Here is an 11,841-nt window from a genome sequence, read left to right on the forward strand (position 1 = left end):
ACGGACACTTCCTTCGGTCTGCCTTCCAGCAGGCCCTCCGGGCGCTTCGTTCTTTCGTGTTTCCAGCTTATCAGATGTTTTCCGCTCCGTTTTCCGGGGCTTCGTCATCCAATTCGCCGGTGTCTTCCGGGGTTTTGCGCCCCGTCCGACGTTTCAAACTCTAGCCGACCTCCGCTCCGAAAAGCGAATCCGGCCGCAATCCGATAAACGCACATGCCGAATACGCACCGAGCCGCGACAGGACGCGACCCGGCCCGAGCCGGGAAGTGGTGTTTCAGGGGATTGGCCGCCCCGGGACCGTCCGCGCCGATGCGTGTCCGGTGCTCCCTGTCGAGCGACTAGAGAACACTAGGCCCGCAGCGGGCCGGAGGCAAATCCCGAAGCCCGCCCGGCGTACGGCGGCGGGGAGCGCGAGAACCGGCGCGACGGCGAGGGAGTGAACCCATCCCTTGCCACTCTCAACCTATAGCGCACCGGGGGTCTTGCCGCAAGGCCCCCGTGCTGCCGCACAATCGCAGGCCGAGACCGGAGCCGGCGGCACCGCCGGGTCTCCCAGGATCGACCTCGGAACCCCGGAACGGAGCCGATGCCATGCACCCTCTGACCGCCAGCGCCTTCGACCTGCCCGAGCACCTCACCGCCAAGGCCGACCCGGCACTGATCGCCGCCGACGAACGACACTTCGCCGCCGTCACGGAGAGCCTGGAACAGACCGTCGCCGAGCTGTCCGAGCAGCTCGACGCCGCACGGAAGGCGCCCGGCGGCATCGGCCGGGCCGCGATGGACCGGGACGCGGAGGTCCACCGGCTGACCGCCCGGCTGCGCGCCCTGCGCCGCTTCGGCCTGGACCTGTGCCTCGGCCGCGTGGTCGGTGCGGACGACCCCGAGCCGGTGTACATCGGCCGGCTGGGCCTCACCGACAGTGCGGGGCGCCGTCTGCTGATCGACTGGCGCTCCCCCGCGGCCGAGCCGTTCTTCGCCGCCACCCACGCCAACCCGGCGGGCCTGGCGAGCCGGCGCCGCTACCGCTGGACCCGCGGCCGGATCAGCGACTACTGGGACGAGGTGTTCACGGCCGACGGGCTGGAGGGCCACGCCGCCCTGGACGACCAGTCCGCCTTCATCGCCGGCCTCGGCAGCTCCCGCTCGCCCCGGATGCGGGACGTGCTCGCCACCATCCAGGCCGACCAGGACGCCGTGATCCGGGCGGGGTCGCGCGGGGCCCTCGTCGTGGACGGCGGTCCGGGCACCGGCAAGACCGTCGTCGCCCTGCACCGTTCCGCCTATCTGCTGTACTCGGACCCGCGCCTCGGCCACCGCCGCGGCGGCGTGCTCTTCGTCGGCCCCCACCAGCCCTACCTCTCCTACGTCGCCGACGTCCTCCCCAGCCTCGGCGAGGAGGGCGTGCGGACCTGCACCCTGCGCGACCTGGTCGCCGAGGGCGCCCGGGCGGCGGAGGAGAGCGACCCGGAGGTGGCCCGGCTGAAGGCGTCCGCCGCCCTGGTCGAGGCGGTCGAGAAGGCCGTCGCCGTCTACGAGGAGCCGCCCGCCGAGGGGATGACGGTCAGCACCGACTGGTCCGACCTGTGGCTGAGTGCCGGGGACTGGGCCGAGGCGTTCGACGCCGTGGAGCCGGGCACCCCGCACAACGAGGCCCGCGAGCAGATCTGGGCGGAGCTGGTGACGATCCTGCTGGACAAGCACGCCGAGGGGGGCGAGGAGGAGGACGTCCCGCCGGAGCTGTTCCACAAGTCGCTGCTGCGCGACCGCGACCTGGTCACCACCCTCAACCGGGCGTGGCCGCTGTTGGAGGCGGCCGACCTGGTCGGCGACCTCTGGACGGTCCCCGCCTACCTGCGGCTGTGCGCCCCCTGGCTCACCGCCGACGAGGTCCGGGCGCTGCAGCGCCCGGACGCCCAGGCCTGGACGGTCGCCGACCTGCCCCTGCTGGACGCGGCCCGTCAGCGTCTCGGCGACCCGGAGGCCGCCCGCCGGCAGAGCCGGCGGCGGGCCGCCGTCGCCGCCGAGCGCGAACGCATGGCTCAGGTCATCGACCACATCCTCGCGGCCGACGAGGACGGGGAGGGAGCGGTGGCGATGCTGCGCGGGCAGGACCTGCGGGACAGCCTGGTCGACGAGGACGCCGTGCCCGCCGGCGACCCGGAGCCGCTCGCCGGCCCGTTCGCGCACATCGTCGTGGACGAGGCCCAGGAGCTCACCGACGCGCAGTGGCAGATGCTGCTGCTGCGCTGCCCCTCCCGCAGCTTCACCATCGTCGGGGACCGCGCCCAGGCCAGGCACGGGTTCACCGGGTCCTGGCGGGAACGGCTCGAACGGGCCGGGCTGGAGCGGGTCACGGTGGCCTCGCTGAGCGTGAACTACCGGACGCCGGAGGAGATCATGGCGGAGGCCGAGCCGGTCATCCGGGCCGCGCTGCCGGACGCCAACGTGCCGACGTCCATCCGCAGCAACGGCGTCCCGGTCCGCCACGGGTCGACGGCGGAGCTGGAGTCGGTGCTCGACGCCTGGCTCGCCGAGCACGCGGAGGGCACCGCCTGCGTCATCGGGGACCCGGCCTTCCGGGCGACGCCGCGGGTCCGCTCGCTGACCCCGGAGCTGTCCAAGGGCCTGGAGTTCGACCTGGTGGTCCTGGTCGACCCGGAGGCGTTCGGCGGGGGTGTCGAGGGGGCCGTCGACCGCTACGTCGCGATGACCAGGGCGACCAGGGAGCTCGTCGTCCTGACCACTCCGCGGTAGCGGCACGGGGGGGGCGCGGCCGGCGCGCGGTCAGGCGGCGAGCAGCGCCTGCGCGATGCCGCGGGCCCGTTCGGCCGCGTCCGGGGCCCCCTCGCGCAGGGCGGTGACGATGGCCCCGTCCATCAGCAGCGCGAACTGCTTGGCGCGGGCCAGGGGGTCGGGGATGTCCGCGTCCCGCATCAGCTGCTCGACCAGGTCGATGACCCGGGTCTTGTGCAGGGCGGCCATCCGGCGGGCCGGGCTGGAGGCGTCCGCGAACTCGGTCATGGTGTTGATCGCGACGCAGCCCCGGAAGTCCTGCGCGGCGAAGCGTTCGGCGAGCGCGTCGAAGATGTTGAGCGGGTGGCCGCCGTGGGCCGCGACCCGCTCGCTGAGCCAGGCGCGCCACCGCTCGTCCCGCCCCTCCAGGACGGCGACCACCAGGGCCTCCTTGCCGGAGAAGTGCCGGTAGAAGGAGGCCCGGCCCACCCCGGACTCGGAGAGGATCCGCTCCACGCCGACCGCGCGGATGCCGTTGGCGTAGAAGAGGGACTCGGCGGTGCTCAGCAGGCGCGCCCGTGCGTTTACGGCCATGGCCCCGATCTAACCACCCTTGACGCCAAACGGCACCGGTCGGTACCGTCCTTGCCGTCGGTACCGATCGGTACCGTTTCGGGGGCACCGAACACCGGGGGCGTCATGGACCAGGAGTGGGCCGAGGCAGCGGTCGAACTCAACGCCGGCTACGCCGTGCTCACGGCGGACGGCACGCCGACCGCGTCCGTCCCGCACGCACTGGTGTCCTTCCAGGGCGGCTTCGCCAAGCTGCGCCTGCCGGGCGTCGACACGGTCCAGGTGGTCTCCGCCCCGGCCGTCCGCCTGATCACGCTGCACGCCGCCTGAACCGGCGCGCCACACCCACACCCAGATCTGCGGCTGCCAGGCCGCCCGACCCGGGACGCACCGCAACCACCGTTGCACCGCCGCCCGGGCCGGGACGCCGACCAGTCGCGGCCGCCCGGTTCCGGGCAGCCCGGCCGGGACCTCCGCGGTCCCGCCGGGCTGCCCGGGTGCGGCCTCACACCACGGCCGTGCGCCCCGGCCTCACACCTCGGCCACGGCCTCCAGCGGGCTCAGCGCGGCCGCCCGGTGGGCCGGAACGGCGGCGGCGAGGGCACCGACCAGCAGGGCGAGCAGGCAGGTCAGGGCCAGCCGGCCCCAGGGCAGCTCCAACGCGTACCCGGCCATCGCGCCGTTGGCCAGCGCCCCGACCGCCCAGGCGCAGAACAGCCCTCCGGCCAGGCCCAGCCCGGTGCCGAACGCCGCGACGGTCACCGCCTCCAGCCGGATCATCCGCCGGACACCCGCCCGGTCCATGCCCAGGGCGCGCAGCGCACCGATCTCCCGGGTGCGCTCGGCCACGGACACCGCCAGCGTGTTCGCGACGCCGAGCACGGCGATCACCACCCCGATCACGAGCAGCCCGTTCACCAGGGTCAGCAGGTCGCCCACGGTGCCCGCGGCGGCCCGGACGACCGCGGCGCGGTCCCGCACCGTCAGCAGCGGGTTGCCGCCCACCGCGGCCCGCAGCCGGCCCTCCACCGCCGCGGAGACCTCGCCGCCCTCCGTCCGCACCAGGATCCGCTGGACGGAGCCCGGCCGGAAGGCGTGTCGCCGTACCTCGTCTCCGGCGCCGAGCGCGTCGCGGGCGGTGGGATTGTCCTGGTAGACGCCCACGACGGTGTAGGGGGCGGGTTCCCCGCCCGGGCCGATCCGGGCCTCGACCCGGCTGCCGGTGCGCAGACCGTTCTCCCGGGCGACGGTCTCGGAGAGGGCGATGCGGCCCGGCCCGAGGTCCTGCACGGAGCCGCCGAGGAAGTGCAGCCGCATCACCTCGCCGACCGTGGCCGGGTCCACCCCGGAGACCTCCCGGACGCCGCCGCCGAGGAACAGGGTGGAGTCGGTGACGGCGCTCGCGGTCCGCACACCGCCCGCCCCGGCCACCCGCCGGACGGCGTCCGGGTCGATGCCGGCCGTGGTGCTGCCGGTGCCGATCACGTAGTCGGCGCCGAGCCCGGCCGCGGCCCGACGGTCGAGGGCCTGCCCGGTGGAGTGGCCCACGACGGCGAGGCCGGTGACCAGTGCGGTGCTGACCAGCAGGGTGGCGGCGGTCGCCGCGGTGCGCCGCGGGTCGCGCAGCGCGTTCTGCCGGGCGAGGTGACCGGTGATCCCGGTACCGCCGGTCAGCCGCCGGCCGAGCGCATCGGTCGGCCGGCCGATGGCGCACACCGCCGGGGCCACCAGCAGCGGTGCCAGCACGACCAGTGCGACGACGAGCAGGCCGCTGCCCAGCAGGGCGTTGCGCAGGTTCGCCTCGGAGGCGTCCTCGGCGGTGGCCGCGAGCGCGACCAGCAGGCCGGCCCCGGCGAGCAGCAGGGCCAGGCCCGCCCCGGCCCGGAGGCCGGCCCGGCCGGCGGGCGGCTGCTGGACGGTGCGCAGCGCCTCGACCGGCGCGACCCGCGCGGCCCTGCGCGAGGGCAGCCACGCGGCGAGCACCGTCACGCCCACCCCCACGCCGAGCGCCGCCGCGACGGGGCGCGGCCCGATCACCAGCGGGCCGTGCGGCAGCGTGTCCCCACCGCCCAGGACCGCGGGCAGCACGGTGGCGACGCCGAGGCCCAGCGCGAACCCGGCCGCCGAGGCGGCGAGGCCGACCAGCAGTGCCTCCGTCAGGACGGTCCGGACGACCTGGCGGCGGGAGGCGCCGATCGCCCGCAGCAGCGCGATCTCACGGCTGCGCCGGGTGACGAGCATGGTGAAGGTGTTGACGACCAGGAACGAACCGATGAACAGCGCGACCCCGGCGAAGACCATCGGCGTCTTCTCGTACCCGCGGGTCAGCACGCCCACGTAGGCGGCCTGCTGAACGGCCAGGGCCGCGCCGGTGACGGCCTCGGCCCGCTCCGCGGGGAGCACCTCGGCGACCCGCCGGGCGAGTTCGGGCTGGGCGGTGCCGGGCACGGCGGACAGGTCGATCGCGGTGTAGTGGCCCGGGGCGGCGAACAGGTCCTGGGCGGTCGCCCGGTCGAACAGGACGAGGGTGCCGCGGGCGGTGACCCGGGTGTCGGCGGTGGTGACGAGGCCGACGAGCCGCTTGGTCATGGCCGGCCCGTCGGTGGCCAGCGTGACCCGGTCGCCCAGGTGCAGCCGGCCGGCGGCGGCGGTGCCGACGTCCACGGCGATCTCGTCACCGCCCGCGGGGGCGCGGCCCTCGACCAGGGGGTAGCGGGCGTCCCGGCCGGCCGTCCCGCCGTCCTTCCCACCCGTGGCGGGGACGTAGGCGGCGGCCAGGTTCGCCCCGGGCCGGACCCTCAGCGGGCTGCCGTCCGCGGCGTTCAGCACGGCGGCGCCGTCGACGGAGGGCCGGACGGCGGCGACGCCGGGAAGCTGGGCCAGGGTCCGCGCGAGCGCGTCGGTGAGCACGTCCTCGCGCCGGTCCGCCGGTCCCGCGGTGGGGTCCGCCCGCGCGGTGACGGCGACGGCGGTGTCCGCGAAGTTCCTGGAGGCGGCGGCGCGGTGGGCGGCGGCGGTCGAGTCCGCGAAGACGAGGGTGCCGCAGACGAAGGCGACGCCGAGGCAGACCGCGAGGACGGTCATGGCCAGACGGGCCTTGTGCGCCAGGACGTTGCGCAGGGCTGTTCTCAGCATGGGCGACTTCCGGGAGGAGTGGAGGACGGGCGGGGGTGGGTGGGCGCGGGCGTCGGCCGGCGACGCGTCAGCTGGTGCGGGAGCGGGCGTCGAAGCCCTTCATGACCCCGAGGACCCGCTCCGGGGTGGGCCGCGTCATCTCGTCGACCAGGCGGCCGTCGGAGAGGAACACCACGCGGTCCGCGTAGCCGGCGGCGACCGGGTCGTGGGTGACCATGACCACCGTCTGTCCCAGCTCGCGCACCGAGGCGTGCAGGAAGCCGAGCACCTCGGCGCCGGCGTGCGAGTCGAGGTTGCCGGTGGGCTCGTCGGCGAAGACGATCGCAGGCCGGGAGGTCAGCGCCCGGGCGACCGCGACGCGCTGCTGCTGGCCGCCGGACAGCTGCGCGGGCCGGTGGTGGAGGCGGCCGGCGAGCCCGACCATGGCGACCACGCGGTCCAGCCACTGCCGGTCCGGCCGGCGCCCGGCGATGGTCAGCGGCAGCGTGATGTTCTCCAGCGCGGTGAGTGTCGGCAGCAGGTTGAACGCCTGGAAGACGAAGCCGATCCGGTCCCGGCGCAGCCGGGTCAGCTGCTGGTCGCCCAGCGTGCCCAGCTCGGTGGTGCCGATCCGCACGGAACCGGAGCTGGGGGTGTCCAGGCCGGCGGCGCAGTGCATCAGGGTCGACTTGCCGCAGCCGGAGGGTCCCATGATCGCGGTGAACTCGGCCTCCCGGAAGGCCACGCTGACCCGGTCCAGGGCGGTGACCCGGGTGTCGCCGGCGCCGTAGACCCTGGTCAGGTCGGTGGTGGCGGCCGCGATCCCGGGTGTGGTGAGCAGGGCGTGGCGGGCAAGGGGGTCGGCGGTCACGGCGGGCTCCTCGTCGGTGCGGAAGGGTGCACGTCGAGGGTGTCCGGGGCGTGTATCGGGGCCCCGGCCGCGGTGTATCACCGCGCGCTCCACTCCGTATCGGTTCCGTCGCCCGGCTGCCCGCGGGTGCGGTCACCGGGCCCGGCAGTGCGCCTCGGTCACCGCGGCCGACGGTGCGCTTCCGGGGTCAGCCGGGCAGCCGCAGGGTGGCGACGGCGCCGCCGTCCGGGGCGTTGTCCAGCCGCAGGTCGGCCCCGAGCAGCCGGGCCTGCCCGAGGGCGATGGTCAGTCCCAGGCCGTGGCCCGGGCCGCGCTCGGCGGAGCCGGTGTGGAAGCGGCGGGGGCCGTGCCGCAACAGGTCGGGCGGGAAGCCGGGGCCGTGGTCGCGCACGACGACCGTCCGGCCCTCGACGGTGACCCGCACCGGGCCGGCCCCGTGCCGGTGGGCGTTGACCACCAGGTTGCCGACGATCCGCTCCAGCCGGCGCGGATCGGTCTCCACGGTGCCCGCGGTCTCCGCGTCGTCCACGTCGTCCGCGGTGCCCGCGGTGTCCGGGGCCGCCACGGCCTCTGCGTCCATCTGCCCCGCCCCCGCGCGCGGCGAAGCGCCGGGGACGACGACCTCGGTGCCCCCGAGCCCGGTGCGCTGCACGGCCTCGGTGACGACCGCCCCGAGCGGCACCCGGGCCCGGACGGGCCGCTCCGCACCGGCGTCCAGGCGGGAGATCTCCAGGAGGTCCTCGACCAGGGCGCGCAGGTCGCGGACCCGGGCCCGGAGCAGGTCCTCGGTCTCGCCGGGCGGCAGCAGGTCGACGGCGGCCAGCAGACCGCCGACCGGGGTGCGCAGTTCGTGCGCCACGTCGGCGGTGAACCGTCGTTCGGTGCGCAGCCGCCGGCCGAGGTCGTCGGCCATCCGGTCGACGGTGGCGGCGATCTCGGCCACCTCGTCCCGACCCGCGGTGGGTCCGGTCCGGGCGTCGAGGTCCCCGGCGGAGATCCGGCCGGCCGTCTCGGAGACCCGCTGCAGCCGGCGGGCGACCAGGCCGGCCCCGTAGACGGCCAGTGGCGCGGCCGCCGCGAGGGCGAGCAACGAGGCGAGGGCCATCGTCACGTCGAGCCGGCGCAGGTCGTGCAGCTCCGGGCTCAGGTTGACCCGGACGGCCAGCACCGGGCTGCCGGGCCCCGCGGTCCGCTGGGCGGCCCAGACGCTCGGCCCCAGGTTGCCCTCGACGCGCCCGTCGTAGGCGGTGTGCCGGGCGTCGTCGGCGGGGTGGCGCAGGGCGGCGGGCAGTGCGTCGGGGTCGAGTTCGGCGCCGTCCGCGAGGGTGCCGGTGCGCCGGTAGACGTCGACGGCCGAGTACACGGCGTTGAAGGCCTGTGCCCCGGCCCGGTCGCGGACGTCGTGCGCCGTCCACAGGTGCACCAGCACGCCCACGGCCGCGACGACCAGGCAGGCCGTGGCCGCGGCCAGGGCGGCGATCTTCCAGCGCAGCGACGTGCGGGCCGGCCGCAGCCGGGAGAACGGGCGCACCGCTCAGCGCCGGAGCTTGTAGCCGAACCCGCGGACCGTCTCGATCCGGTCCCGGCCCAGCTTCCGGCGCAGCCTCTGCACGCAGAGGTCCACCACGCGGCTGTCGCCGTCCCAGCCGTACTCCCAGACCTCGCGCAGCAGGGTGTGCCGTTCCAGCACGACGCCGGGGTGGGCGGCGAACTCCAGCAGCAGTTTGAGCTCGGTCGGGGTCAGCGCGACGGGGCTGCCCGCGACGGTGACGACCATGCCGGCGGTGTCGACGGTGAGGTCGCCGAACACCAGCACGTCCCCGGTGTCGGGACCGGGCCCCGGGAGCGGCGCGTACGTCGCCCGCCGGAGCAGCGAGCGGATCCGGGCCACCAGGACGTAGGTGTCGACGGGCTTGACCACGTAGTCGTCCGCGCCCGCCTCCAGGCCGGCGACGACGTCGAGTCCGTCCCCGCGCGCGGACATCATCAGCACGGGCACCAGGCTGGTCTCCCGGATCCGGCGGCAGAGCCCGATCCCGTCCAGCCCGGGCAGCATCACGTCGAGGACGAGCAGGTCGAACTCCTGCTCCCGGAAGAGCTCCAGGCCGGTCAGCCCGTCGGCCGCGGCCCGCATCCGGTACCCGTAGCGTTCCAGCGCGACGGTGAACGACCTCCGCATCAGCTCGTCGTCCTCCACCAGCAGCACGCGGACGGGGGGCGGGGACACGGCGGGCGGCTCCTCGGGGCGGGTGGAGTGGGGTGCGGGACGGGTCCGGCGGCGTCACCGGGCGCCCGTCCGGAAACCCTACGACAGCTCCCGGCCCCCCGCCGCCGGGGCCGAAGGGGCCGCCCGGCCCACCCCGCCGCCGCGAACTCCCAGGTCGGGCCACCTCTCGCGGCCTCCGTCGCGCCGGCCGAGCCCCCCGGGGCGGCGGCGGACCGACGGCCGGCCGAGCCCCCGCCGATACCCGACGGATACAAACGCGCCCGCGCGTCCGGCCGGTGGCTGACGGACGGGTCAGGCGGTGCCCGGAGGCCGGCGGGGGCGTCCCGGTAAGGTGGCGGCCGTGGCCAGTCGTAAAACGTCGATCTTGGAAGCAGCGGCGCGGGTGATCGCGCGACGCGGGGTGCGCGGCCTGCGGGTCGAGGAGCTCGCCGCCGAGGCGGGGGTTTCCACCGCGCTGATCTACTACCACTTCAAGGACCGCACGGGGATCCTCCGGCAGACCCTGGAGTTCATCAACGACCGGGCGGAGCGGTACACCACCGACCGGCCCGCGGACGCGCCCCCGCTGACGCCGCGCGAGGAGCTGGACCAGACGCTGCTGCTGGAGCTCCAGGACAGCGCCGAGGTGCGGGAGAACAGCACCGCCTGGGGCGAACTGAGGGCCAGTGCGGTGTTCGACGAGACGCTGCGCGAGGATCTGGCGCGGGCCACCCGGGTCTGGGTGCAGGAGATCGCCGAGCTGATCGGCGAGGTGCGGCCGATGTCCTCGGCGGTCGCGCTGGCCGGTGCGGCCGAGCGGCTGACCGCGCTGCTGGAGGGCGTGAGCATGCGCTGGCTCAGCGGCAGCCTGCCGCTGGCGCACGCCCGCACGCTGATGTCCGAGGCCGTCGAGACCGAGCTGGCGGGTCTCGGCTCCTGACCGGGTGGGGCGGGCGGGCCCGCTCCGGGCCGTCCGCCTCCGTCCGATTCGTCACGCTCCGTGGCCTGTCACTGCCGATCGGGTCAAGGTGTGCCGATAAGTTTGACTGACTTTTCAGTCAATGCGAGTGTGGGACCGCGGGCGGGGTGCAGCCACCGGACCGTGCCACCTGGTGCGCCGGTGCGTCGCGGCGCGAAGAGTGGACCTGGTGGCCCGCCCCCTCCCGGCACCGTTGCACGATCTGGAGACCCTCATGACCCACCACCGCGATGACCGCTCCACCGGAACCTACTCCTGGGTGCCCGCGGACGACGTCCCGCACGCGCGGACCTGGATGTCCTGGCCCTCCCGCAGGGGCGTGTGGGGGCTGCGCCTGGGCCGGATCCAGGAGGACATCGCCCTGATCGCCCGGACGATCGCCCGGTTCGAGCCGGTGGTCATGTGCGCCCCCGACGACTACACCGCGGACAAGGCCCGCTCCTGGTGCGGACCGTCGGTCGAGGTGACGACCGCCATCCCCACCGACGACCTGTGGATGCGCGACATCGCCCCGGTGTTCCGCCGGGACGGCCGCGGCGGGCTGGACGCGGTGGTCCTCAACTTCAACGGCTGGGGGAACAAGCAGGTCCACGACGACGACGCCCTGGTCGCCGAGCGCCTGGCCGCCCGCCGCGGCCTGCGCCACTCCTACGCGGACTTCGTCGGCGAGGGCGGGGCGATCGAGACCGACGGCGACGGCACCGTCATGGCCACCGAGAGCAGCCTGGTCAACAAGAACCGCAACCGCGGCATGAGCCGGGACGAGATCGAGGACGCCGTCCTGGACGCCTACGGCGCGGACGAGATGATCTGGCTGCCCGGGATCAAGGGCCAGGACATCACCGACGACCACGTCGACGTCACCTCGCGGTTCATCCGGCCCGGCGTCGTGATGGTCCAGCTGCCGCCGGCGGACCGCAACGACGCCTGGGCGCGGGACGCCCGCGAGCAGTTCGCGATCCTGTCCGCCGCCACCGACGCCCGCGGCCGCCGGCTGCAGGTCATCCCCGTGCACGGCCCGGACACCGTGCGCTCCCGCAGTTCCAAGTTCGTCGACTCCTACCTCAACTTCCACGTCGTCAACGGCGGTGTCATCACCGCCCAGTTCGGCGACGCGTACAAGGACGCGGCCGCGAAGGAGGCGCTCGCCGCGGCCTTCCCCGGCCGTCACGTCGTCCAGCTCGACGTGGACCGCCTGATGGCCGGCGGCGGCGGCATCCACTGCTCGACCATGCACGAGCCGCTGCCGTAGGGCCCGTCCGGCCCGCACTGCACCGCACCACGCGGGACCGCGCGGCTCGGAATCGCGCGGAACCGCACCGCACGGAACCGCACCGCCGGGCGCCCCGCCCGTGGCACCTC

The 11,841-nt window shown here is 75.3% G+C and carries 9 protein-coding genes; 4 read left to right on the forward strand and 5 right to left on the reverse strand.

Annotated features, from left to right (window positions below; all coding sequences use genetic code 11):
• The first annotated feature begins 591 nt into the window (after nt 1-591).
• A complete protein-coding gene (gene helR, locus ACIRS1_RS30400) occupies nt 592-2,757 on the forward strand; it encodes an RNA polymerase recycling motor ATPase HelR (protein ID WP_402845291.1) in 2,166 nt (721 codons plus the stop codon).
• 30 nt (nt 2,758-2,787) lie between these two features.
• Here the strand turns inward: helR and ACIRS1_RS30405 are convergent, their stop codons facing one another.
• Nucleotides 2,788-3,330, reverse strand: coding sequence for a TetR/AcrR family transcriptional regulator (locus ACIRS1_RS30405; RefSeq protein ID WP_402845293.1), 543 nt, complete (start codon nt 3,328-3,330; stop codon nt 2,788-2,790).
• Nucleotides 3,331-3,435: 105 nt separating this feature from the next.
• Here ACIRS1_RS30405 and ACIRS1_RS30410 point away from each other — a divergent pair, with 105 nt between their 5' ends.
• Nucleotides 3,436-3,639, forward strand: a complete 204-nt coding sequence (locus ACIRS1_RS30410; RefSeq protein WP_402845295.1) for a hypothetical protein — start codon at nt 3,436-3,438, stop codon at nt 3,637-3,639.
• A gap of 201 nt (nt 3,640-3,840) precedes the next feature.
• Here the strand turns inward: ACIRS1_RS30410 and ACIRS1_RS30415 are convergent, their stop codons facing one another.
• The 4 genes from ACIRS1_RS30415 to cseB all read right to left on the reverse strand — a co-directional run bounded on the left by ACIRS1_RS30415 (nt 3,841) and on the right by cseB (nt 9,521).
• Nucleotides 3,841-6,444: an FtsX-like permease family protein gene (locus ACIRS1_RS30415; protein WP_402845297.1), complete on the reverse strand. Its 2,604-nt coding sequence runs from the start codon at nt 6,442-6,444 to the stop codon at nt 3,841-3,843.
• A gap of 67 nt (nt 6,445-6,511) precedes the next feature.
• The gene (locus tag ACIRS1_RS30420; RefSeq protein ID WP_387906610.1) at nt 6,512-7,264 is read right to left on the reverse strand and encodes an ABC transporter ATP-binding protein; all 753 of its coding nucleotides are present in this window, start codon (nt 7,262-7,264) and stop codon (nt 6,512-6,514) included.
• Between the two features lie 217 nt (nt 7,265-7,481).
• Complete coding sequence (locus ACIRS1_RS30425; protein ID WP_402845298.1) at nt 7,482-8,825, reverse strand: sensor histidine kinase; 1,344 nt, start codon at nt 8,823-8,825, stop codon at nt 7,482-7,484.
• A 3-nt stretch (nt 8,826-8,828) separates the two neighbouring features.
• Entirely contained in the window at nt 8,829-9,521 is a 693-nt protein-coding gene (gene cseB / locus ACIRS1_RS30430; protein WP_402845299.1) for a two-component system response regulator CseB, read from the reverse strand.
• A 340-nt stretch (nt 9,522-9,861) separates the two neighbouring features.
• On the opposite strand from cseB, the gene ACIRS1_RS30435 reads away from it, so the two are divergent.
• Together ACIRS1_RS30435 and ACIRS1_RS30440 are read left to right on the forward strand one after the other, a co-directional pair.
• A complete protein-coding gene (locus ACIRS1_RS30435; protein ID WP_396318125.1) occupies nt 9,862-10,440 on the forward strand; it encodes a TetR/AcrR family transcriptional regulator in 579 nt (192 codons plus the stop codon).
• 253 nt (nt 10,441-10,693) lie between these two features.
• Entirely contained in the window at nt 10,694-11,731 is a 1,038-nt protein-coding gene (locus ACIRS1_RS30440) for an agmatine/peptidylarginine deiminase (protein WP_402845301.1), read from the forward strand.
• Nucleotides 11,732-11,841 lie beyond the last annotated feature (110 nt).

The organism is Kitasatospora sp. NPDC101176 (assembly GCF_044768035.1).
In the GTDB taxonomy this organism is placed as follows: Bacteria; Actinomycetota; Actinomycetes; order Streptomycetales; family Streptomycetaceae; genus Kitasatospora.

Excerpts from the sequence above, each read along its gene's own strand:
- ACIRS1_RS30440 (WP_402845301.1), top strand. The coding sequence starts at position 10,694 with ATGACCCACCACCGCGATGACCGCTCCACCGGAACCTACTCCTGGGTG.
- ACIRS1_RS30405 (WP_402845293.1), bottom strand. The coding sequence starts at position 3,330 with ATGGCCGTAAACGCACGGGCGCGCCTGCTGAGCACCGCCGAGTCCCTC.
- ACIRS1_RS30415 (WP_402845297.1), bottom strand. The coding sequence starts at position 6,444 with ATGCTGAGAACAGCCCTGCGCAACGTCCTGGCGCACAAGGCCCGTCTG.
- helR (WP_402845291.1), top strand. The coding sequence starts at position 592 with ATGCACCCTCTGACCGCCAGCGCCTTCGACCTGCCCGAGCACCTCACC.
- ACIRS1_RS30410 (WP_402845295.1), top strand. The coding sequence starts at position 3,436 with ATGGACCAGGAGTGGGCCGAGGCAGCGGTCGAACTCAACGCCGGCTAC.